The organism is Sediminibacillus halophilus (assembly GCF_900103695.1).
Classification (GTDB): Bacteria; Bacillota; Bacilli; order Bacillales; family Amphibacillaceae; genus Sediminibacillus; species Sediminibacillus halophilus.
Genome location: NZ_FNHF01000007.1, coordinates 152,832 through 177,044, shown reverse-complemented (window position 1 = coordinate 177,044; position 24,213 = coordinate 152,832). Strand labels below are relative to the sequence as shown.

The window sequence follows — 24,213 nt, the reverse complement described above, 5'->3', positions numbered from 1 at the left end:
AAGCATGCTGAATGTCGCAAGCGTAGAAACTTTTTCCTTGAAACTCAACAAGCTATCTTAAAAACGGTTGTCAGGAAATAGGTTCTTCTTTTCATAAAAAGACAGTAGGGGTTCCGTCTATTCTTCTTCTCTTAGACTTTCTGCTTGTTCTCCCAGCTATGTCTTTTGATAAGACGGTTCATGGAGTACCAAGTGAATCCAAAAAATGTCTAGTACCTCGTTTATAAGCAGGGAGCTGTTCCTAGCGAAGGAAAAACCCGAAGACTCCTGCGGGAGGAAAGGCCTCGGTGAGATCCCGCAGGGCGTTAGCTCGAGGAAGCTCACCAGCCGCCCGCGGAAAGCGCAGGGTATTTCCGCAGCGTTGGAGTACACCACTCCTATAAAAGGGTCCAAGTACTACAAGGGAAGTTACTGCGTCGTTTATATTTTTTATGCAAGAATAAAAATCTTTTTTAAACAGCCTTGAAAAGAAAGTTTTTTACAGACATGTTTCTCCCGCCTGTCCATATAATGTATCGAGGTGAGTCGTTTGGCAGATTTGCTTTCTTTATCCGCCGTGTTTTTAATGCTGTTTTTTCTTGGTTTTCAAGTTTTGCGGACAGGCTTGTACCATGTTGCCTTCCAAAAAGTTGAATCCTTGCTTGCAGGCATGACGAAAAATCATTATGTAGGAATTTTGACAGGTCTGCTTGCAACTGCCGTTTTACAGAGCAGTTCTTTGATCATGGTGCTGACGATCAGCTTTGTAAGCGTAGGGTTGATGACTTTTAAGCAATCCCTTGGTATCATCCTCGGTGCAAACATCGGAACGACAGCAACAGGAGAATTGCTGGCTTTCAGTCATTATATTCCCGAGTGGACTTTTGTTGTCATTGGTGCAATCCTGCTGTTCTCCAATATAAAAGTACTTTTTGGGGCGGGTACCATCCTGTTTGGCATCGGTTCCATCTTTATCGCTCTGGATGGATTCGAATCATTGGCCCCTTTGATTGTTGAACTTCCGATACTGGAAGACGCCATCATGTTTACTCACTTGAATCCTGAAGCCGGTGTAATTATCGGCATGGTGTTCAGTGGTGCAATTCAATCTTCAAGTGCAACCACTGGTATTACGATGAGCTTTTTAAACGAGGGACTAATAAGCATGGCTGCCTCCATTGCTATCGTTCTCGGAGCCAATATCGGTACTTGCCTGACCGCGGTACTGGCTGCTCTGGGAACAGGAAAACAGGCTGTTTTAACTGCGATGGCGCACGTCTGGTTCAATTTGTTCAGCGTTCTGCTATTTCTTCCATTCCTTACCGGACTTACTGGATTCGCAGAGACATTGTCGAGTTATCCAATTAAACAACTAGCTCATATTGCAGTCTTATTCAACGTCGCTTCCGTGCTTTTATTTCTTCCATTTATCGGTCCATTCGAAAAGTTCATCATCCGGTTTCACGATAAATAGTAAGTGAAAAACACACTGCATGACAGCTTCCTTTACAAAGGAACCATTATCGCAGTGTGTTCTTTCCGTAAAGCTATGAAATTTGCTGAATTAAAACGAAGCTAGTGCTATTTCCGTCTCAGCCATCGACGTGCTAAAACAGCAGACCATCTAGATTAATAATCAGAGTCAGCATTTCCACCGGAAATAATTTGCACACCAGCACTCGCACCGATACGAGTTGCTCCTGCTTCAATCATCGCATCAGTTGTTTCCCGATCCCTAACTCCTCCTGAAGCTTTTACACCCATCTCTTTTCCCACGGTTTTTCTCATCAAAGCGATATCCTCAACCGTTGCACCGCCCCCAGAGAAACCTGTAGACGTTTTTACGAAGTCAGCGCCAGCCTTCTTAGCCAACTGGCAAGCTGTAACCTTTTCCGCTTCATCAAGAAGAGACGTTTCAATGATCACTTTCGTGAGGGCCTTACTACCAGCTGCATTGACAACAGCAGCAATATCTTTTTCTACTACAGCTGTTTCGCCGGACTTCAATGCACCGACATTGATGACCATATCCACTTCTGTTGCGCCATTTTTGATAGCTTGCTCCGTTTCAAACACCTTTGTTTCTGTCGTAGTTGCTCCCAAAGGAAAGCCGATTACGGTGCAGACTTTTACATCAGTGTCCTTTAACTGTTGATAACAGTGCGAGACCCAATACGGGTTAACACAAACAGAAGCAAAATGGTTTTCTTTCGCTTCCTGAATGATTTGGTCAATCTTTTCTTTTTTTGTATCAGGCTTCAGTTGCGTATGGTCAATCATGCTTGCTAAATTTTTATCCAATTGTTTCCACCCTTTCTCGTTGTACGAACCTCTTTGTCAATCATAGCATTTTCGTTTCAAAAAAACCAAGTTTTGTTCAGCAATCTCCTCAAAAAAAGAAGCCCTGCCCACCAAAAGTAAAAAACCCGGCAGAACCGGGTTTACTTAAGAGATTTCTGCTTTTTGATTGATCTTCGGTTCATCCATCACACGGACAAACTGTCCTTCATTATATGGATATCCCGCTTTAGTGATTTTCACGCGGACAATCTTGCCAATCATGTCCTCGGAGGCTTCAAATTTCACCTTCAAGTAATTATCGGTATAACCGACAAATATATTGTCGCCTGCCTCTTCATCAAAACGCTCTTCTGGTATCACTTCCAGTACTTCGCCTTCATACTGGGAAGCATATTCTTTGGCCTGTTGGTCTGACAGCTCGATCAGGCGGCGGACACGTTCATTCTTCACACCATCTTCAACTTGATCAGTCATACGCGCTGCAGGTGTCCCGGTTCGTCTCGAAAACGGGAATACATGAAGCTCTGAATAGCCGATTTCACGGATAAAGTCATATGTTTCCTGAAACTCTTCCTCTGTTTCTCCAGGAAAACCAACAATTACATCAGACGTAATCGCCAAACCAGGCAGCGCACGCTTGATTTTTTCAATTTTCCCACGGTAAAAGTCGGCAGAATATTTTCTTCTCATCCGTTCTAATACGGTATCGGAACCTGACTGCAGCGGAATATGAAGGTGACGGACGATTTTATCCGACTGATCGAGCACTTCGATTACCTCGTCGGTAATTTGGCTCGCCTCAATGGAAGAGATCCGGATTCGTTTTAAACCGTCCACTTTTGTTTCCAGGTCTCGTAACAATTGGGCGAAGTTATAATCCTTCATATCCTCCCCATATCCTGCTGTATGAATTCCTGTCAGAACAATTTCTTTGTAACCTGCATCTACGAGCTGCCGTGCTTGTTTTAGAACATTTTCAGGTTCTCTGGAACGCAGTAGCCCACGTGACCAGGGGATGATACAAAACGTGCAGAAGTTGTTGCAACCTTCCTGGATTTTCAGCGATGCACGTGTCCGATCCGTAAATACAGGTACGTCCATCTCTTCGAAAACACGGTTTTTCATGATGTTAGAAACCCCGTTTATTGGCTGCCGTTCCTGCTTATGCTGCTCAATATATTCAATCATCTTTTCCCTGTGCTGGGTTCCGACAACGACGTCTACACCGGGAATTTCCATGATTTCGCCTGGTGAAGTTTGAGCATAACACCCAGTAACACAAACTACCGCTTCCGGATTTTTTCGGATAGCACGACGAATCACTTGCCGGCTTTTTTTATCGCCTGTATTGGTTACGGTACATGTATTGATTACGTAAACATCCGACTGATGATCAAAATCTACCCGTTCATATCCTTCCTCTTTGAACTTTCTCCAAATTCCTTCTGTCTCGTAATGGTTCACTTTACAACCTAATGTATGAAAAGCCACTGTTGGCATTTTCAACACCTCAATTCTTCAAAATGATACGAAATACTCGCTAACAAATACAACGGTGCGGTCTCTGTTCTAAGTATGCGTGGTCCAAGACGCACTGGCTCAAAACCATGTGCTTTCAAGGCTTCGGCTTCTTCTATTGTATACCCGCCTTCCGGGCCAATACAAGCGATGATCTTTTGGCCTGGTTCCAAGCCGGACAAGATGGAGCTTAAGCCGTGAAAATCCTTGGTTTTTGCCTCATCCTCATAGGCGAAAATTTTCACCGGATAATCCTCGCTCTTTCTCAAAAGCGCATCGAAGTCAAGGAAAGGCTCCACTTCCGGAACTACTGTGCGATGCGATTGCTCGCTAGCCTCTTTGACTATTTTCTGATAACGGGACAGCTTTTTTTCTGCCTTTTTCTTATCCCATTTTACAATCGAACGTCCTGCTTGAAAAGGAATGAAACTGGCCGCTCCTAGCTCTGTTCCTTTTTGCAGGACAAGTTCCAGCTTATCGCTTTTGGGAAGCCCGTGAGCGATAGTCACTTCTACTGGAAGTTCTTTTGACTCATCCAGCCATTCGTTAATAGTAGCTGCAATATACTGATCCGTGATATTGCTTATCGTACATATCGCTGCCCTGCCTTCTGGTGCATTGCAAATAATTGAGTCACCAGTCTGCATACGCATTACCCGATCGATGTGATGCCTGTCATCCCCAGTTATTCGGACCATACTTTCCTGCCAGCCCTCTTCGGGTACAAAATATCGCTGCAATTAAAACACCTGCTCTGCTTCCGGTTTTTTTGCTATAAAGGAGATCCAGTCCTCCATTTGATTGACTTCCAATATTTCAAAACCGTTCTTTTCCAATTCCTCGCGTACCTCTTGTTTTTTAGCCTGGATAATACCGGAAGTAATAAATGTTCCTCCTGGCTTCAAGCAAGCATACGCTTCATCGATGAAACGGACGATAATCTCGGCCAGAATATTAGAAACAATCAAATCAGCTTGTTCATTAACATTATCAAGCAAGTTATTTTGCCTTGATTCAATCTTGCTCTCCACATGATTGAGCTTAGCATTTATCACGGTGCTTTTCACGGCGATATCATCCAAGTCGAATGCCTTAACCTGATCTGCTCCCAGCAGCACGGAAGCGATGCTTAATACTCCAGATCCGGAACCAACATCGAGTATTCTGTCCCCTTCCGAAACGAATCTTTCCAGTGCTTGTATACTCAAAACGGTCGTGGGGTGCGTACCCGTACCGAAAGCCATTCCCGGATCAAGCTCAATGATGATTTCGTCACTCGAAACAGGTTTATACTCCTCCCATGTCGGTATGATCGTCACCTTTTCTGATATTTTTACAGGCTTATAATATTTTTTCCATGCTGTCGCCCACTCTTCCTCATGCACTTCGCTAAGCGTTATCTTATTCGTGCCTAGGTCAATATTATAAAGAAGCAGATTGTTGACCGCCTGTTTGATTTCTTCTACTGTTTCCCCGAGAAAACTGTTAACAGGCAAGTAAGCTTTCACGTAAACGCCTTCTTCTGGATAATCATCGGGGTTCAGCTCATAAATTTCTCCATAAAACGTGTCTCTTTCTTTTATCAAATCCCTTGGATCTTCGATAACAACTCCACTGGCACCTGCTTCGTGTAGTATGTTGGAAATCGGTTCTATTGCTTCATTTGTGGTATGGATTGTGATTTCTGACCATTTCACTGGAATCACCCGCTTTTTCCGGAATAACAGCTGCCAACCAGCTGTCATTCCGATTATTGATAGATACTTTATGTAAAGTCAGGGTTGAACTTGTTAAAAAGCAGGCAGGAAGTTACAAAACATGTACCTTCCCGCCGGTTTATCTTACTTATGATCATTCCCCTTTGAATGCGCGTTTGACCCGCTGAAAGAATGTTCCATGCTGTTCTTCCGTCGGCTGATTGCCACTGATATCATTAAATTCGCGCAAAATTTCCTCTTGCCGTTCTGTAAGGTTGGTAGGAGTCACGACGCGGATGTTGACATGCTGGTCCCCATGACCGTAACCTCGCACATTCGGAGCCCCTTTCCCTTTCAAACGGAACGTCTTGCCTGTTTGTGTTCCAGCTGGAATTTTAAGCTTTACTTTACCATGGACTGTCGGAACTTCAATTTCATCTCCCAAAGCAGCCTGGGCAAAAGTTATGGGCATCTCACAGAACACATGGTCGCCTTCACGCTGGTAAAATTCGTGGGGTTTGATTTGAACCACGACATATAAGTCTCCTGGAGGACCTCCATTGACTCCGGCTTCGCCTTGTCCGGAAACACGGATTTGTTGTCCTTCGTCTATTCCTGCCGGGATGTTGATATGAATTTTTTTACGTTTTTTCACTTTACCTGTTCCACCGCAGGTGTTGCACTTATCGGGGATGATTTTCCCTGTACCTTGGCAATAATGGCAGACACGCTTATTGACGACACGGCCGAATGGTGTATTTTGTTCCATATTCAGTTGACCTGACCCATTACAATGGGAACAAGTTTTCGGTTCAGTTCCAGGCTTGGCGCCGGAACCGTGACAAGTGTCGCAAGTTTCCTCGCGTGGGATTTGAATGTCTGTTTCTTTGCCGAAAATGGCTTCTTCAAAATCCAGTGTCATGGTATATTGTAAGTCAGCGCCCTGCCGCGGTGCATTAGGGTCCCGCCTTCTTCCACCGCCGCCAAAGAACATATCAAATATATCGCCGAAACCGCCAAAGTCTTCGGCACCGCCAAAACCACCGCCAAAGCCTTGGCTCTGTGGTCCGGCATGACCAAACTGGTCATATTGAGTTCTTTTTTGTTCATCGCCCAGTACTTCATAGGCTTCTTTCGCTTCTTTAAATTTATCGGCAGCATCTGCTTCCTTATTTACATCCGGATGGTATTTACGTGCCAATTTCCGGTATGCTTTTTTTATTTCATCCTTGGAAGCATCTTTGGAGACGCCTAGGATTTCATAATAATCTCGTTTACTCACTTGAAGATCACTCTCCCGAATCTCTATAACATAAAGTTTATCATAACATTACTTTCCTTAACTGAGCAAATTCCTTCTTGTGTAGATAAGTTGGGGCACATAACAAATAGAAGCTTGATGAATTGGTGTTATAATACGGATTAAGTGTAAAAAGCCAAAGCCAAGGAAATCCTGACTTTGACTTTTTGACACGGACTTATTTCAACGCCTATTTTTTCTCTTCATCGTCGTCTACTTCTTCATAATCGGCGTCCACTACATCATCGCCTTCCTGGCCGCTTTCACCTTGCTGGGCCTGGGCATCTGCCTGTGCTTGTTCATATAGTTTAACCGATAGGGCTTGCACCTGCTCTTGAAGGGCATCTTTTTTCGTTCTGATTTGTTCTAGGTCGCCTTCTTCAAGCGCTTTTTGCAATTCTTCTTTAGCAGACTCCGCTTTTTGTTTTTCATCTTCAGAAACCTTGTCGCCTAGGTCCTTGATGGTTTTATCTGTCGTGAAGACCAACTGATCTGCTTCGTTGCGAAGTTCCACTTCTTCTCGGCGTTTCTTATCTTCTTCGGCGTTTGCTTCAGCATCTTTTACCATTTGTTCCACTTCTTCTTCAGATAGTCCGGAAGATGACTTGATGGTAATCGATTGTTCTTTGTTCGTACCCAAATCTTTTGCCCGGACATTTACGATACCATTTGCATCAATATCGAAAGACACTTCGATTTGTGGTACACCACGTGGTGCTGGTGGGATATCGGTCAACTGGAAACGTCCCATTGTTTTGTTATCTGCAGCCATTTCCCGCTCACCTTGCAGCACATGGATGTCTACTGCTGTTTGATTATCTGCTGCAGTTGAGAATACTTGTGAATGGCTGGTAGGTATGGTCGTATTCCGTTCAATCAATTTAGTCGTTACACCGCCCATTGTTTCAATACCCAATGATAGCGGGGTAACATCCAGCAATACTACATCCTTGACATCACCTTGCAGCACTCCACCTTGAATAGCAGCACCAAGCGCTACAACTTCGTCAGGATTTACCCCTTTAGATGGTTCGTTGCCGATTTCCTTTTTGATCGCCTCTTGCACAGCAGGGATTCTGGTGGATCCACCGACAAGAAGAACTTTATCGATCTCTCCTGCACTCATACCAGCATCTTTCAATGCTTGACGAGTAGGTCCCATAGTCCGTTCTACAAGATTGGAAGACAGCTCATCGAATTTAGCACGAGTAAGATTCATTTCCAAATGAAGCGGGCCGGCATCCCCAGCAGTAATAAATGGTAGGGAAATTTGGGTTTGGGCAACACCGGATAAATCTTTTTTCGCTTTTTCGGCAGCATCTTTAAGCCGTTGCAATGCCATATTGTCCTGAGAAAGGTCGATGCCATTTTCTTTTTTAAACTCAGCAACCATATGATCAATGATGACTTGGTCAAAGTCATCGCCGCCCAGACGGTTGTCACCGGCAGTGGCCACAACTTCAAAGGTGCCTTCGCCGATATCCAGAATAGATACGTCGAATGTACCGCCGCCCAAGTCATAGACAAGGATAGTCTGATCTTGATCATCTTTATCAATACCATATGCCAAAGCAGCAGCTGTTGGTTCGTTGATGATACGCTCTACTTCAAGACCTGCAATTTTACCTGCGTCTTTTGTTGCTTGGCGCTCGGCATCATTGAAATAAGCAGGTACGGTAATGACGGCTTTGTCAACAGATTCTCCCAAATAATCCTCTGCATATGATTTAATGTACTGCAGAATGATAGCAGAGATTTCCTGTGGAGTGTATTCTTTTCCTTCGATCTCCACCTTATAGTCTGTGCCCATATGGCGTTTGATTGATTGAATCGTGTTTTTATTGGTGATCGCCTGACGCTTGGCAACTTCGCCAACTTGTCTTTCTCCATTTTTAAAAGCAACAACGGAAGGGGTGGTACGGTTTCCTTCAGGGTTCGGAATTACCTTTGATTCTCCACCTTCCATCACAGCTACACAAGAGTTTGTTGTTCCTAAGTCAATTCCAATTATTTTTCCCATGTCTAACTTCCTCCTTTACAGCATATGTAGTTTATTGATTGACCTTTACCATAGCCGGCCTAATGACACGGTCTTTCAGTAAATAGCCTTTTTGCAATTCTTGCACAACTACATTGGATTCATATTGGTCATCTTCCACCTGCATAACTGCCTGATGGATGTTTGGATCAAACGTTTCACCTTCTGTTTTGATCTCTTCGACGCCTTCTTTTTCTAAAGCATCTCTCAATTGGCGATAAACCATTTTGATGCCGTCCACAAATCCTGCAGCCGATTCATCCTCGGGCACTGTATCCAGCGCTCTTTCAAAATTGTCGACGACAGGAAGCAGCTCAGATACAAGTGATTGTGATTTATACTTAAGATCTGCCTCTTTTTCTTTTTGCGTCCGTTTCCGGAAATTATCATACTCAGCTTGTAATCTTAACAATCGCTGATATACGTCCTCTTTTTCCTTCTTTATTGCTTCGATTTCCTGTGCAGCCTGCTGGTCCTTTTCCTCGTTGTTGGAGTCGGAATCTTCCTCTGTTTCTTCCACCAGTTCTTGCTCAGGATCTTCCACTACTTCCTGTTCTTGTTTTTCCTGATCTTTTTCTTCCACGATTGTCACCTCCTAAGCAACCTCTTCCACCATAACCATTGTAGAATATATCACGAAAATGGTGTGTGTTAAATAAATACGTTTGAAATTGTTGCAAAAAAATCATTCTGTCTGCACACAAAGAAGGGATGGGAAACACGGCTTCCCATCATATCAGCTATACCCGCAATTACTCCCTTTCATACAGCGAGCGGAAAGTATTGGTCAATCTTTTCGACAGCACGTTCAACAGACTGATCACCCTTGAATATTCCATTCTTGTCGGCCCAAGCAAGGCAAGTGTTCCCATTTGCTTGTCGCCTATCGAGTAAGTAGCGGTAATCAAACTGCAGTCCTGCATGGCGTCAAGCTTATTCTCCTGTCCAATGGATACTTTAATCCCGTCTTTTTCTGTTCGGAGAAGGCTCGCCACAAGTTCTTCCTGTTCCATCACGGAATACAGTGACCTGATTTTTTCCACGTCTTTAAACTCTGGCTGCATCAATATATTGGTTTTACCTCCTACATAGAGCTTGACTGGGTGTTCCTCAAACAAAGCTCCGTTAAGGTAATGGTAGGCCGTTTTATAATCGCGTGTATGTTCCCTCAGCAATGCCGCCACTTCTGCTTTCAGTTTTTCCTGCAGCTTGATAATCGGCACACCAGCCAATTTGTCATTCAGTATATTGACCAGTATTTCCAGGTCGGCCGCATTGATTTCGTGTGGTACATTAAAAGAACGATGTTCAACATGACCGGTATTGGTAACCAAAATAGCAACAGCTGTATTTGCCGTTAAGCTGATGATTTGCAGCTGTTTCAATTTTGTTTCAAAAACTTCCGGCCCTAATATGATAGATGTATAATTTGTCAAATCGGAAAGAATTCCGGCAGACTTTTGCACAACCCGCTCAAATTCCAGCATTTCTTCCTCAAAAGTATGTGTAATGATCTCCAGTTCAGAATTGGACAAAGAAAACGGGGAAAGGAGATGGTCCACATAGAACCTGTATCCTTTTTCCGACGGCACCCTACCTGAAGAAGAATGCGTTTTTTCAATAAAGCCCAACTCTTCCAAGTCAGCCATTTCATTTCGAATGGTTGCAGAACTAAAGGTTACTTCATCTTTCTTGGCAATAGCTCTGGAACCGATTGGTTGTGCGGTAGTGATGAATTCATCAATAATAACTTGTAATACGAGCAGCTGTCTATTTGATAACATCGATGATCACCCCTGTTAGCACTCTTATGTAGTGAGTGCTAAATCTATTATTAAATTATCAAATGGACCGTTCCTTGTCAATAAGTAAGCTCCAGTGAATCATCGTCCAAAAGAAACTCCTGAAACACTTCATTTCCGAACAACAGGCCCTCTGATGTAAGTTGTAAAAATCCAGATTTTTCCGTCAGCCAGCCTTTCTTTTTCAATTGCTCAATCGCATCACCATAGAGATGATTAATCTCCCGTCCGTACTTTTCTTGAAATTTTTGGATGGAAACTCCCTGACGCTTGCGCAGTCCAAGAAACATTTCTTCCTCCACTTGCTCCTTCAAGCCTATCGGTTCCGTATGAAGTACCGGTTTCCCGTCCTTCAATGCTTGCTCGACATATGCCGGCAAAGGTCTTAAATTGATGGTCCGTCTACCGGGTAAATAACCGTGTGCCCCTGCGCCCATTCCATAATAATGATCATTGTTCCAATACGTTAGGTTGTGCCTGCTTTCATAACCAGGTCTGGCAAAATTACTGATTTCATATTGGTTGAGCCCTTGTCCCTCCATTCGTTCGGTTAGCAGCTGGTACATTTCTGCTTCCACTTCTTCCTTCGGTTTATGAAGCTTTCCTTTTTTGTAACGTTGGTAGAAAATGGTTTTCGGTTCTATTTGCAGTGAATAAGCTGAATAATGAGGAAGCTTGAAGGACAATGCTTCGTGAAGTGTCCGTTCAAAATGGTCCAATGTTTGATTGGGCAAGCTGTAGATTAAGTCGATGCTAATATTTTCGAACCCGTGTTGTGTTAAGGCATCCACATTCTGATAAACATCCTTCACCCGATGTACCCTGCCAATGAACTCCAGCATCTCATCATCGAAGACCTGTACCCCCATTGATATTCGTTGTACCCCATAATGTTTCAAAAGCCTGATTTTTTCATCATCTAAATCTCCTGGATTGGCTTCAAAGGAATATTCCTCACAGGAGTTAATTTCGAAATGTCTGTCAATCATTTTGAGCAGCTTTTCCAATTGGCTGCTGTTCAATGCCGTAGGTGTTCCACCGCCAACAAAAATGGTTTTCATCGATTGTTTTGGTTCATCAATGTAAGTAGACATTTCCTTCCCCAAAGCATCGAGATACTCATCCACAAGTGTTTCGTTGTAGTAAAACTTCGTAAAATCGCAGTAATGGCAAATTTGCTGGCAAAAAGGTATATGAATATAAACGGATTTGACCATTTGTTGTCGCCCCTTCTCTGCTTATTGCAGTCAATCTTGTTGTTATCAGTGAAGGAGCTGTTCCAGGTAAGAACAGCTCCTTTTTTATTTACCTGTTATGAATGGATAATCAGAAGACTGGCGAGACAATCACGGAATACCAGTCTGCAACTTGAAGAAGCACGCTTTACTCCTCGTCCATTTTCAATACAGACATAAAGGCTTCCTGCGGTACTTCTACCGAACCGACCATTTTCATTCGCTTTTTGCCTTCTTTTTGCTTTTCCAACAGCTTACGCTTTCTGGAAATATCCCCACCGTAACATTTAGAAAGCACATTTTTCCGCATTGCTTTGATTGTAGAGCGAGCAACTACCTTGTTGCCGATAGTCGCCTGTACAGGAACTTCAAACTGCTGTCGCGGAATCAAATTTTTTAACTTTTCTACAATCTGTTTCCCTCGTTCATATGCAAAATCCCTATGGACAATGAACGATAGAGCATCAATCGTATCTCCATTTAGTAAGATATCCATCTTCACCAAATTGGATTGCTTGTATCCGATCAATTCATAATCAAAAGATGCATACCCTTTTGTCTGGGATTTCAACTGATCAAAAAAGTCGTAGACAATTTCAGAGAGCGGTATATCATAGACGACATTCACCCGCACTTCATCGAGATACTGCATGTCAATGAAATCGCCACGCTTTTTCTGGCAAAGCTCCATAACTGCGCCTACATAATCATTCGGCACCATGACCGTCGCTTTCACGTATGGTTCCCTTACTTCCTGAACACTTTGCGGATCCGGCATGACGGAAGGATTATCCACTTCTACCTCTTCACCGTCTGTCAAAGCAACTTGATAGATAACACTTGGAGCTGTCGTAATCAGTTCGATATTGAATTCACGCTCGATTCGTTCCTGGATGATTTCCATGTGGAGCATACCCAAGAATCCACAACGGAATCCGAAGCCGAGTGCCTGTGAGGTTTCTGCTTCATATTGCAGGGAAGAGTCGTTCAATTCCAAGCGTTCAAGCGCTTCACGTAAATCATTGTAATTATTCGCATCGACCGGATACATCCCGCAAAACACCATTGGGTTCAAGCGCTTGTATCCTGGCAGGGGTTCATCTGCAGGCCGTTCACTAAGTGTGATTGTATCACCAACCTGGCTGTCCCCTACGTTTTTAATCGAGGCTGTCAAATAACCTACATCGCCGACTGCCAGTTCTTTCTGTTGGTATGGTTTCGGATTGAATACCCCCAGTTCGTTCACTTCGAACTCTTTTCCATTCGCCATCATTTTAATCTTGTCGCCTACTTTTACTGAGCCTTCCTTCACACAGACATAGGCGACGACGCCACGGTAAGGATCATACAAGGAGTCGAAAATCAACGCCTTCAATGGTGCTTCTGCGTCACCCTGCGGAGCAGGAATCCTTTCGACGATTTGTTCCAATATCTCATCGATCCCGATACCAGATTTACCACTAGCTAAGATAGCGTCATCGGCCGGGATTCCGATTACATCTTCAATTTCCTTTTTGACTCGTTCTGGGTCGGCACTCGGTAAATCGATTTTATTGATGACCGGGATGATTTCCAGATCGTTGTCGAGCGCGAGATACACATTCGCCAGTGTCTGAGCTTCTATTCCTTGTGCAGCATCAACCACCAGGATTGCACCTTCGCATGCTGCCAGGCTTCGCGACACTTCATATGTAAAGTCTACGTGACCAGGTGTATCAATGAGATGAAATAAATAATCTTCTCCATTGTCGCGTTGGTATTTCAACTGTACCGCATTTAATTTTATGGTAATTCCGCGTTCCCGTTCCAAGTCCATGGCATCGAGAAATTGCTCTTTCATTTCACGGGAGGTAAGTGCTTTCGTTTTTTCTAAAATTCTGTCGGCAAGTGTTGATTTTCCATGATCGATATGAGCGATAATGGAAAAATTGCGTACTCTACTTTGATTTCTTGCATTAGCCAATGATGATCACTCCTATTTTTCGAGCAACGATAACTAGCATTGATTATAGCAGTAGGCAGCAATACATTCAACGAAAACAGTGGAGTTCTCTGCAAATAAATGACAGCAGTCTGTTTCCGGCAAGGGTTCCTGCCTTTCACATTCTGCTGTCTTTTCCTCCGACACTTACCCTGTTTATCCAATATCTTTATCAGAAAAACACCTGTACAAGCTGGTATATGATTGCAATCACTTGATTGTAGAACCAGCTCAGGAAGTTTCCGAGTGCAGCCGCCAGCTTTTGTGTAAAATGGGTCTCCTTAACCGGTTCATAATCTTTTCGGGCAGCTAGAACTGACTCCGCTTCCGGCTCTTTTACCGTTATCAAAGGTGTTTTTTTATCAATGGCAGGGATTTCTTCATCCTCGACTATTGTACCCTCCGGTCCTTTGGCAACCTGGTTGATTCCTGTCAGCATCCCACCAAAAAATAATAGAACCATTATCAGTAAACTGAACAATACCTTTGCCATTGGCCGACCTCCTAAGGATTTGCCTGAACTTTCTCTGCATCCCAATAATAGTCACTAAATACTTCTGCTAAAGCAGCCGCCGAACGATACAGTTCATCCATATTATTGTCAACGCCGCCAAATTCGATAGTCAGGGCATTTTCCGAGACGTCCTGGTTATAAACACCATTTCTGCCAGGACCGCCATACTTCTCGACACCCCTGCTAAGTCCCGGGTATTTCTCCTCCATTAAATGGTGGAGTTTGTTGGCAAGTTTTAAATTCTTTTCAAAATGTTCATTTTCACTTCCTAACACAAACATTATTTTGGCAAAATCTTTTCCGTCTATTTTTTTAGTGGTGACATCTCTCCCCATGGAATCCCGGTGAAGATCGAAAACAAATTGCAGGTCTTTATTATCGGCAAGCGCAGCCTCGACCACCGGCTTTGATGCCCGGTAGGAATCAGCGGTGTAATCCCAGCCTTTTTCCTGGAGCTCCCCTGTATTATCCGTATGGTCTACTTGCGTTCCGACCCCATGCTCCTCCAAGCGCTTTTTCAATTCATCGCTCACTTTAGTTATGTTGACTTCTGCATGGAACGCTTCATCCGGGTTGTCGACTCCTGGCAAATGCGGTAAGAATGACTCTCGGTTGTGGGTGTTATATATAAACACCACTTTCCTGTCACCTGTAGTCGGCTGACTGGACTCTTTTTCCCCCTCGCTTTCTTCTGTTTCTTTTTCCTCCTCCTCTGGAAGTGATGCCTCCCTTTCCTTCAAAACCACTTCAAGTGGAGCAGAAGATTCTGCGGTAAGATTGGTATAATTCGTCCCTTCACCAGCAATCAATATTTCCCGGTCAAACTGTTGAAATCCTGGCAATTCCTTTCCGAGCAAACTGCGAGGATCTTCCGGTTTCAAACTCGTAGTCAGCCTGAAAGCCAAATCGGAAGTATCGAGCGGTTGATAGTCATCCGGATAAGCACTTTCGAAAGCCTTGTTTTCCATGCCTACTAAGTAGAGAAACGAGGACCCTTTAATCTGCCTTGTCCATTCATTGATTGTACTGGAGGATAACCGATAGGCAGGCTGTATCGTCGTGAGGACCCCTATAAAAATAAACAATGCCGTTATGCTTAAAATAAGTACACTACCGTTTCTATACCAAGGCTTCGTTTTGTACACAAATTCGTGAATGGTCGTTCTTCGAGTCTTCTTTCTCATGTTTCCATCCTTCCTGTCTTTTCTATCATCTTTAGTAGAATCTATGAACTGACAGGAAGAAGTAGAACTAGAAATTGGAATTACGGATTAATCAGCGGGTATAGGAGCCGAAATTTTCGACATTGATATTTTCATGAAGTGCAGCATTGAGACCGGACGCAATAATGTGGGCCATATCAGCCATATAACCGTCAACCTCTTTTGGTGTCACCATCAAATTATGCCCCAAGGGAGTTAATACTTCTTTGATGAGCGAACGCTTTTCTTCCTCCGATAAACTACCGACCATACCTAATACGGCTTTTCTTTGTTCTTCTCCCGGCAAGTCCTCTTCTTTAAGCTCTCGTTTCCCGAAAGACATTCCAGCAGGTGTCAAGGCTTTTGAAGGCTTATCCTTTTCCTTGAACTCTCTGCCAAAATGCTTAAGGAGAAAATCGATAGTATCGCTGGTTATTGTTACCGCGTCGACCACGGTCGGAACCCCTATAGCAATCACCGGTATTCCAAGGGACGTCTCACTAATCTCTTTCCGTTTGTTCCCGACTCCCGATCCTGGATGGATACCCGAATCAGATATTTGAATGGTGGCATTGACCCGCTCTACTGACCTGGATGCAAGCGCATCAACCGCTATAACGAAGTCAGGTTCCACTTGGTTGATCAATCCAAAGATAATATCACTGGTTTCGATTCCGGTTACTCCCATTACTCCGGGAGTCATGGCAGAAACTGGTCGATAGCCCTCTTCCACATATTCTGGATGGAGGTTAAACAAATGGCTGGTAACCATGATTTTTTCGACGGTCATCGGCCCGAGAGCATCCGGGGTAATATTCCAATTTCCCAGTCCCACTACTAGACAAGTTGCTTCCTTTGGAATCTTACTTTGTTTAATCAGCTCTCCCATTTCTTTGGCTAATACCTTCGCAGTCTGCTCCTGGCTTTTGGTATCCTGCTTTTTAACGGCTTCCGAATGAATCGTTACATAGCTTCCCGCTTTTTTGTCGAGCGCTTCTGCCCCCGTTTCATCTATTTGCACATAGGTTACCGTGATGTCCCCTTCCTGTCTTTCCTTTGTTGTAACTCCCTTAATACTACTCTCATCCGTTTTTTCTTTTTCTACATACATGTCTTTTGCTTCTACTGCTAAATCAGTTCTTACTTGGTATTTCTTTTGTTCTTCCTTGTTCATGTTGCGACCTCCCTTTTTATTGTTTAGGGTTGCCGGTTTTACTGTTAATCATACAGAATATCGTTTATACTGAAAGATAGCTATTGAAAAGCAGCAAACGCTTTGGTAAAATGGCTTTTGTTCCAAATTAATATTTTAGGGATGTTTTCTATGGAGGTGAAACTAAATGGCTAATATTAAATCTGCAATTAAACGTGTCCGCACTAACAACGATCACCACTTGCGCAATCAATCCTTTAAAACGGATATGCGTACACAGATTAAGCGTGTAGAAAACTTTGTTAATAGCAATGATGTCGAAAATGCGCAAACGGCGCTTCGAAAAGCAACTCATAAAATTGACAAAGCTGTTCAAAAAGGTATCGTCCACAAAAACAAAGGCAACCGCCAAAAAGCTCGTCTTGCAAAAATAGTTAATGAACTTAGTGCCTAACGGCTTGATTTATGACCAACACGAACGATCCTGACGCAGGATCGTTTTTTATTTCCCTTAAATAAACGAAGCAGCCTGAACGAATGTTTTTATCATCCCGGTATTTTCATTTCAGAGAATCCAAAAAAGGGACTGCCAGAAGCTAATTGGCTTCCGGCAGTCCCTTTATATGCTACCTATCGGTGCTAAGTTTTTTGTTTTGCCGATGATGAATCAATTGATAAAGAAGGAGCTCAAAGGAAAGGGATTTGTCCATTTTGCCTTGTTTGATCTGCGTATCCGTCTCTGTAAACAGATGGATGATTTGCTGCAACTCATCAAGGGTAAAGCTTTTCTCTCGTTTTTGTGACATCTTCACCACATACGGATGTACCTTAAGCTGCTGGGCCATTTGTTTTTGTGAATACCCTTTTTTCTGCAACACCTTTACATGCATGACAGTTCTGAATTGGGAAGCAAGCAATGCAAGTAACGCGATTGCATCCTCGTTTGCTTTTTCCAAGTCCTTGTAAATATGAACAGCTTTACTTAAATCTTTTTCAATTACTGCATCTACCAGCTTCAATCCAGAGGTTGTGGCATTGTGCGCGATCAACTGCTCGGTGATTTCCTTTGTTATCCTTCCTTCTCCGCCTGTGTATAATGCAAGCTTATCGATTTCCTGCTTCAGCATAAGCAAGTTGGTTCCCATTTCCTGACCTATAATATCAAAAGCATCTTCGTCGATTTCCACTCCGGCACTCTTTGCCAAACTTTCAATCCATTTGGGCAAATCCCATTCCTTCACTGGCTGGCATTCAATAAAAGCACTTTGTTGTTTTAACGTTTTCGTTACTTTTTTTCGCTCATCAATTTTTTCATAGGGAGCAGTAATCAGAAGTATGGTATATTCAGCCGGAGTCGACAAGTATGTTTGAAGGGCATCAAGATTGTGCTCGACAGCAACCTTATCTGGTTTCGCTTTTAAAAAAACCGCATTGTTTGCCATAATCACTTTCCGCTCGCTAAAAAACGGGTATGTTTCCGCATCCTCTATCACTTCTTGAATGGACGTTTCCGTTAAATCATATGTAGTAACACCCGTTTCCCTCTCTTCTTCCGTCAGTGCATTCAACAGGAGTTGCTGACGGATATCCTGTATTAAATAGGACTCTGTTCCATATAATAAATATACTGGAGAAAAATGCTTGTTTTTTATCTCCTTTAAAACATCAAAATAATTCATCCTGTTCACTCCATCCTTGTAGGACAATCGTAAAACGAAAAAGACTTCCTTGCAAGCAGGTTTATGACAGGAAGGAGAAAACAGACCAAGCTGTCTCCTCCTTAAGAAAAAGCAATCTATATCAACGCAGGCATAACAGCCCCGGGAAACTGCTGTGCCTGCGACATTTTGCTCTTGGTTATAGATTGACCAGTTTGTCTTTTTATATGGGTGTTAAGTCTTGCTAACAAAGGTAAGTACATTTAAACAAGTTAAATTACAATCAAAAGTGGATTTTTTAGCGTGAATGTCTTATACTAAAGTTGTTATAGGAGGGGTTAATGTGAACGAATTCGAAAGAGATGTCCAATCCAAAAATAATGATGTCGTTGATTCTGGAAAAGGATTTATTTTCTCATTCCTTTTCTTTTTCATCATTTTCTTCATTGGTGTCTTTGCAAAAGTGATCGGATCCTGAATAAGTATGGTACGCAAGGAAAGAGACTGTTTGACGCAGTCTCTTTTTTTAATTGTTGGTTCCTGATCTGATTCATTAACATGGATTGCTTCCGGTTACATGATCATTCTATGGAAGAAAGGAATAAAATGTTCCACCTTGGCCGTAAAATGAGTACCATACCGCCCCATGTTGATCTGTCCGCATAACAGAAATTTCGGCTTTGTTCAGTTTTTCAAGCACTTCTCGGTGCGGATGGCCATATCGATTTGACCTTCCTACTGATATCCAGGCCGCTTTAGGCGTTACCTGCTGCAGGATTTCTGACGATGTGGACGTTTTACTTCCATGATGAGCTACTTTCAAAACGTCAATATCAAGCTTCGGGTAAGCGTTAATCACAGCCCTTTCCGTGTCTTTTCCAATATCTCCAGTGAACAACCAGCGTTTTCCTCCGATTTCCGAAAATAATACCATTGAATTGTCATTCGAATCCCCGCTCTCACCAGATGGGGACAGTATAATGAACACTTTTCCGCCGACTGTTATGGATTGTCCGGCATTCAGTTGAACAAGCCGTGTATTCACCTGTGGCAATACAGCCATCTGTTGTTGACTAAATTGATAATAAGGACTGGTGAATAGCTTTTTTACATCAAAATCGCGGAGCAAATAAGAAGCACTGCCATCATGATCCAAGTCACCGTGTGACAAAAACAGCCCATCGATGGTAGTAATGCCCCTGTAGTATAAGTATGGCTTGATTATTTGCTTATAGACTTTGTCTGTCGGTGCATGAAAATCAGCCGAGGCTGACCCGGCAGCATGGACCAGTATTACTCCTTTTCGGTGCGGAAGTTCAATGACAAAGCAATCTCCTTGGCCGACATCCAGCATGGTCACTTTTCCGCGAGGACTCAAAAATGGGGAGAGCGATAATGCTACAAGTAAAGAAACCAATCCCACACCATATAGAAGTGCTTTAAAACGTCTTTCGGCAGTAAATTTTGCCATAAACATAATCAGTAATAAAAAGTATGGTCCATACATGAGGGTGGGAAAATCACCGATAACCCAAGAAGAATCAAAATTTTGGTCAATTTTCTCCAAATAAAGCAGCATGGTATGATGAACGCTAAAAAACAATTTATCGATGAAATCAGCAAGAGGCATAATAAGCAGGACAGAAAATTGCAACACCAAGAGACAAGGAATCACAAATGCAGTGAAGTAAGGTACGACAATCAGATTTAATATTATTGACAGGGGTTGAAAAAAATAAAAGGTGTCCAATTGAATGGGGAGAATCGTAAGCTGGGCTATGAGACTTACAGAAAAGCTAATGTAAAACCAGGAGTACGGTTTGGTGAAAAAATTTTTGGATAGGAGTAAACCAAAGGTCACGAGATAGGAGAATTGAAAACCTGTTTGCATGATCAATTGTGGATTCCCGATCATTAACCCTATGAAAATGAGGCTGAGACAATCTGTCAGCGACAGATTTAAATTTAATTTTTTGCAAATTACCAAGAGGACGGCCAGCAAACTCGCACGCCAAACGGAAGGGGATTCTCCAGCCAAAACAGCATATATAGGCAGGACAGCAATTAAGCAAGATTGAATGTTCTCTACCGTCCACCATCCGGTTTTTACAGCAAGATAATAAATAACCGCCACCAGCAAGCCGACATGCAATCCCGAAATCGCTAACAAATGGTTTATTCCCCATTTTTGAAACCTAGCTAATTGCTCTTCCGGAAGTTGTGTATCATCACCCATCAGAAGCGCATTAAGCCAGGATGCGGAAAAAGGACTTAGATGGGAATTATTAATCTTCAGGATTGAGGAACGAATTTGATCGAAGAAATATAGGAAAGAAGAACCTTTACATTGGAGGCTGTCTTTAGAAGAGAGAATCAATTGATAGGAAATACCCTTGGATTTCAAGTAGTCTCGGAAGTTAAATTCTCCTGGATTGGAAGCCTGCTGGGGAAGTTCAAGTCGCCCTTTAACATGACAATCAGCTCCTCTTCGCAACTGTTCGGAAGTTACCGTACCAGTCTCTCCCTTTTCTTTGTTATTAAAATAGGTGATCAGCGTCTTGATTCCGTTTGTTCTGTCCTTTAAAATAAATTCAGTTTTTTCAGGGGTGCCTTGAATGGAACCGACGATTTTCCCTTGAATTATTTCGGGATCTGATGAGTAGGAAGGAGAAGGTTCATTAGTAAAAACAAACCATCCACTAAACAAGACAAGCGAGGAGAAAATAAACATCGTATGCTTGCCGCTCAATCTCTTTCGAAAATAAAGCAAGAAAATCCAAAGGAGAAAAAAGAATACGATGATCACGTTATGATGGAAAACGGAAAGGGAACTCGCCAGCATTGCCAGGGCGATTAGATGCCAATTCCCTTTCACCGCTTCTTCCGCCCCATTTCAATAACAGGATTATACACGAAATAACTGCTCTGCTTCCTGCTTAAAGGCAGTAAGTTCCTGCTCATCTTTTCCCGCTTCTTCCAGCTTGTCCAATAATTGATCCACATATTGCTTTTTCTCCTGTACCCGGATATCCACTGCAACCTCTTCCAGCTTCACTTTTTCCGTTTCTACTCCTGCATCTTGGAAAAGTTCTATCGCATAAGGGTGATTTTTGTAATCCTCCGCATAATAGACTTTGCGGATTCCGCTCTGGATAATCGATTTGCAGCATTGGAGACATGGAAAATGAGTCACATACAGTTCTGCTCCATCTGTGGCAACTCCAAACTTCGCACACTGCAAGAGTGCATTTATTTCCGCATGGACGGTTCTAACGCAATGACCGTCTATTACATAACAGCCTTCATCAATGCAATGGACACTACCAGATACACTTCCATTATAGCCCCCCGCAATAATCCGCTTGTCTCGAACAATGGTTGCACCAACCATCAACCTCTGGCAGGTACTGCGCAGTGCAAGTAGATGGCTTTGAGCCATAAAATATTGATTCCAAGATATTCTTTCCAAATTAATTACCACCTTAACCACAGTTTCATTTAGTTTAACCCCAGCATTTTTTCTCGTCAATACTCTATGGAACTTGAATAGAGGAAGCGATTTTTTCCAGAGTCTTCTTCCCGATGCCGGCTACTTCAAGCAGTTCCTCTATCTTCTGATAACCGCCATTTTCATCGCGATACTGTATAATAGCATCTGCTTTGGAAGGGCCGATTCCAGGCAGCTTTGTCAATTCTTCTGCATCGGCAGTATTCAAGGGGATCTTGCTATTCCCCTGTTCAGCTTCCACATCTGAATTCTCGTCTTGTGCGCCTTGAGCAGGAACCATAATCACCTGTTCGTCCTGCACTTTCTGAGCTAAATTTACCGCGTTCGAATCCGCTTTTTTAAGAAATCCTCCTGCCAATTCAATTGCATCTCTAACCCTTTTGCCAGCAGACAAAGGATAAACACCTGGATGTTTCACCTCTCCTTTGATATCTACATATACTTCCCCTTTCTCACTTTGATTTAACGGATCTCCGTTTTGTTCAGCTTGCATTCCAGAAGATCCGCGTATTTCTTCCGGTAAGGAGAGTGAATTTCCTTCTTCGGCTGTCAAGGGGTCACTAAGTAAGTAAATAGCAGCTAAAACGATCAACCCGATCATAATTAAAATGATTCGAACGTGTTTTTTCACTATTTCCATCTTATTTTTCCTCCTTCTTAACAAGGTCTCATAGGACGGCCTATTTGTTCATACAATAGATTGGTAAAACATGCAGGGAGTTGATGAAATGAAATGGGGAGTTATCGGGACGGGAAATATGGGGCAAATCCTTATTCATGCTTGGATGTCCTCAGGCGTTATTGAGCCGGATCAACTTTATATAACCAACCGAACCATCAGTAAAGCTCATGCTATACAGGTAAAATATCCAGGTATCCATGTCTTAGAGGACAAAATGGAACTTACAGCTGTAGCAGATATTCTTTTCATTTGTGCAAGGCCGACGGAAATTTATCCGCTAATTGGCGAAATTCATGACAAACTGACCAGCGAACAGTGCCTTGTATCGATTACTAGCCCCTATTCTGTTCAGCGACTGGAACATCTGGTACCTTGTCAGGTCGTCCGGATGATACCAAGTATCACGAACAGGGCTCTTTCTGGGACAACACTCTTCAGTTTCGGCGAATCGGTAACAAAAGTGATGAAAGGATACTTACTCCAAAGCAGCAAGCTGTTTTCTAATCCGCAGGACATTGAAGAAGATGTGACACGGATAGCCTCCGACATCGTTTCATGCGGTCCTGCCTTTTTCAGTTACTTGGCTCAGGAATTCATCGAAGCCGCCTGCCGTGATACCAACATCAGCAAGCAAGAGGCAACAAGTCTAATGGAAAACATGCTGATTGGGTACGGGAAATTACTGGAAGAAGGGCATTACAGCCTCCCGCTACTCGTTGAAAAGGTGTGCGTCAAAGGCGGAGTTACAGGAGAAGGGATCAAAGCGCTGGAAGGAGAAGCCGGCCGTTTATTTAGCGGCTTAATTAGCAGGACACACGCAAAATACCGCGAGGACATCGAAAAAATAAGTTATCAAATGCTAGAGGGTTAATAATAAATTCAACAGATTTTGCGAAAATCCTTTTTTTTAAATAAACCAAATAAAAAATTTTGAGTGAAATATTCTTGTTAAGCGATGTAATTGATAGAGACTACGCAGTAACTTCCTTTTAAGTCCTAGGGCCTTTTTTTTATAGTAGTGGTGTAATCCGGCGCTACGGAAATACCTTAAGCTTTCCGCGGGCGGCTGGTGAGCTTCCACGAGCTAACGCTCTGCGGGATCTCACCGAGGCCTTCCCTCCCGCAGGACAGGTGTTTTCGGTGGGACGAGTAATCGCAGTCCCAAGGAAGGCTGCGGCAGCGATGCATCGCACGAAGAAAATCGTATTGTATTTTCGAGGAGTCTATAGGTATTTCCTCCGCCGAGAACAGCTACCTGTTTATAAACGAGTGTACTAGCCATTTTTCTCTTGAATCACTTGTTACTGCGTGTGACTAGGATAATAAGCAGAGTCCAAGAGAAGGAGAAAAGATGGAACCCCAACTGTTTTTTTAGAAGAGAAGTACACGATTCCAAGCAAGCCTTTTTAAGATGTCTTGTTGGGATTCAATGGAAAAGGTTTCTACGCTTACGATAATCAGCACGCTTCTTAGCGCAGGTACCATACGCAGACTCCTGCGGGAAAAGCGCGAGCTGAAGATCCACTTGGAAAAGCGGTGTTTTTTACCAAGTTATCTGAAGCCGTGCCCGCGGAAAGCGAAGTATGCTGCCGAAGCGGTGGTTAACACGCTTATTTAAATAGCAATAGCAATTTACATAATAGTT

Annotated in this window: 21 protein-coding genes; 4 read left to right on the top strand and 17 right to left on the bottom strand. The window is 43.0% G+C overall.

Going from position 1 to position 24,213, the window contains the following annotated elements:
- The first annotated feature begins 529 nt into the window (after positions 1–529).
- Positions 530–1,453 (top strand): Na/Pi symporter, encoded by a 924-nt coding sequence (locus tag BLR82_RS18790; protein WP_074600969.1) that lies wholly within the window; start codon positions 530–532, stop codon positions 1,451–1,453.
- Positions 1,454–1,608: 155 nt separating this feature from the next.
- Here BLR82_RS18790 and deoC read toward each other — a convergent pair whose 3' ends face one another.
- The 13 genes from deoC to gpr all read right to left on the bottom strand — a co-directional run bounded on the left by deoC (position 1,609) and on the right by gpr (position 16,741).
- Positions 1,609–2,280 (bottom strand): deoxyribose-phosphate aldolase, encoded by a 672-nt coding sequence (gene deoC / locus BLR82_RS18785; protein WP_074600968.1) that lies wholly within the window; start codon positions 2,278–2,280, stop codon positions 1,609–1,611.
- 144 nt (positions 2,281–2,424) lie between these two features.
- Positions 2,425–3,780: a tRNA (N(6)-L-threonylcarbamoyladenosine(37)-C(2))-methylthiotransferase MtaB gene (gene mtaB / locus BLR82_RS18780; RefSeq protein ID WP_074600967.1), complete on the bottom strand. Its 1,356-nt coding sequence runs from the start codon at positions 3,778–3,780 to the stop codon at positions 2,425–2,427.
- Between the two features lie 2 nt (positions 3,781–3,782).
- A complete protein-coding gene (locus BLR82_RS18775) occupies positions 3,783–4,538 on the bottom strand; it encodes a 16S rRNA (uracil(1498)-N(3))-methyltransferase (RefSeq protein WP_074600966.1) in 756 nt (251 codons plus the stop codon).
- Complete coding sequence (gene prmA, locus BLR82_RS18770) at positions 4,539–5,495, bottom strand: 50S ribosomal protein L11 methyltransferase (protein ID WP_074600965.1); 957 nt, start codon at positions 5,493–5,495, stop codon at positions 4,539–4,541.
- Between the two features lie 154 nt (positions 5,496–5,649).
- On the bottom strand, positions 5,650–6,777 hold the full coding sequence (gene dnaJ / locus BLR82_RS18765) for a molecular chaperone DnaJ (RefSeq protein WP_074600964.1): 1,128 nt from the start codon (positions 6,775–6,777) through the stop codon (positions 5,650–5,652).
- A gap of 208 nt (positions 6,778–6,985) precedes the next feature.
- Positions 6,986–8,815 (bottom strand): molecular chaperone DnaK, encoded by a 1,830-nt coding sequence (dnaK, locus tag BLR82_RS18760; RefSeq protein WP_074600963.1) that lies wholly within the window; start codon positions 8,813–8,815, stop codon positions 6,986–6,988.
- A gap of 31 nt (positions 8,816–8,846) precedes the next feature.
- The gene (gene grpE / locus BLR82_RS18755; protein WP_425440914.1) at positions 8,847–9,419 is read right to left on the bottom strand and encodes a nucleotide exchange factor GrpE; all 573 of its coding nucleotides are present in this window, start codon (positions 9,417–9,419) and stop codon (positions 8,847–8,849) included.
- A gap of 166 nt (positions 9,420–9,585) precedes the next feature.
- Positions 9,586–10,617, bottom strand: a complete 1,032-nt coding sequence (gene hrcA, locus BLR82_RS18750) for a heat-inducible transcriptional repressor HrcA (protein WP_074600961.1) — start codon at positions 10,615–10,617, stop codon at positions 9,586–9,588.
- A gap of 77 nt (positions 10,618–10,694) precedes the next feature.
- Positions 10,695–11,852 (bottom strand): radical SAM family heme chaperone HemW, encoded by a 1,158-nt coding sequence (gene hemW, locus BLR82_RS18745; protein WP_074600960.1) that lies wholly within the window; start codon positions 11,850–11,852, stop codon positions 10,695–10,697.
- A gap of 166 nt (positions 11,853–12,018) precedes the next feature.
- Positions 12,019–13,833, bottom strand: coding sequence for a translation elongation factor 4 (lepA, locus tag BLR82_RS18740; protein WP_074600959.1), 1,815 nt, complete (start codon positions 13,831–13,833; stop codon positions 12,019–12,021).
- Between the two features lie 190 nt (positions 13,834–14,023).
- Positions 14,024–14,344: a DUF3679 domain-containing protein gene (locus tag BLR82_RS18735; RefSeq protein ID WP_074600958.1), complete on the bottom strand. Its 321-nt coding sequence runs from the start codon at positions 14,342–14,344 to the stop codon at positions 14,024–14,026.
- An 11-nt stretch (positions 14,345–14,355) separates the two neighbouring features.
- Positions 14,356–15,549, bottom strand: coding sequence for a stage II sporulation protein P (spoIIP, locus tag BLR82_RS18730; protein WP_083334946.1), 1,194 nt, complete (start codon positions 15,547–15,549; stop codon positions 14,356–14,358).
- 91 nt (positions 15,550–15,640) lie between these two features.
- Positions 15,641–16,741 (bottom strand): GPR endopeptidase, encoded by a 1,101-nt coding sequence (gene gpr / locus BLR82_RS18725; RefSeq protein WP_074600957.1) that lies wholly within the window; start codon positions 16,739–16,741, stop codon positions 15,641–15,643.
- Between the two features lie 166 nt (positions 16,742–16,907).
- On the opposite strand from gpr, the gene rpsT reads away from it, so the two are divergent.
- Entirely contained in the window at positions 16,908–17,174 is a 267-nt protein-coding gene (gene rpsT, locus BLR82_RS18720; RefSeq protein ID WP_026569890.1) for a 30S ribosomal protein S20, read from the top strand.
- Between the two features lie 172 nt (positions 17,175–17,346).
- On the opposite strand, the gene holA is transcribed toward rpsT, so the two are convergent.
- Positions 17,347–18,399: a DNA polymerase III subunit delta gene (holA, locus tag BLR82_RS18715; RefSeq protein WP_074600956.1), complete on the bottom strand. Its 1,053-nt coding sequence runs from the start codon at positions 18,397–18,399 to the stop codon at positions 17,347–17,349.
- A gap of 322 nt (positions 18,400–18,721) precedes the next feature.
- On the opposite strand from holA, the gene BLR82_RS18710 reads away from it, so the two are divergent.
- Complete coding sequence (locus BLR82_RS18710) at positions 18,722–18,856, top strand: YqzM family protein (protein ID WP_074600955.1); 135 nt, start codon at positions 18,722–18,724, stop codon at positions 18,854–18,856.
- A 108-nt stretch (positions 18,857–18,964) separates the two neighbouring features.
- On the opposite strand, the gene BLR82_RS18705 is transcribed toward BLR82_RS18710, so the two are convergent.
- From BLR82_RS18705 to BLR82_RS18695, 3 genes are all read right to left on the bottom strand, one after another.
- Positions 18,965–21,253, bottom strand: a complete 2,289-nt coding sequence (locus tag BLR82_RS18705) for a DNA internalization-related competence protein ComEC/Rec2 (RefSeq protein ID WP_074600954.1) — start codon at positions 21,251–21,253, stop codon at positions 18,965–18,967.
- Between the two features lie 30 nt (positions 21,254–21,283).
- The gene (locus tag BLR82_RS18700) at positions 21,284–21,847 is read right to left on the bottom strand and encodes a ComE operon protein 2 (RefSeq protein ID WP_074600953.1); all 564 of its coding nucleotides are present in this window, start codon (positions 21,845–21,847) and stop codon (positions 21,284–21,286) included.
- A 64-nt stretch (positions 21,848–21,911) separates the two neighbouring features.
- Entirely contained in the window at positions 21,912–22,526 is a 615-nt protein-coding gene (locus BLR82_RS18695; RefSeq protein WP_083334945.1) for a helix-hairpin-helix domain-containing protein, read from the bottom strand.
- An 88-nt stretch (positions 22,527–22,614) separates the two neighbouring features.
- Between BLR82_RS18695 and comER the strand changes: the two genes are divergently transcribed.
- Entirely contained in the window at positions 22,615–23,439 is an 825-nt protein-coding gene (gene comER / locus BLR82_RS18690; protein ID WP_074600952.1) for a late competence protein ComER, read from the top strand.
- The last annotated feature ends 774 nt before the right edge of the window (positions 23,440–24,213 follow it).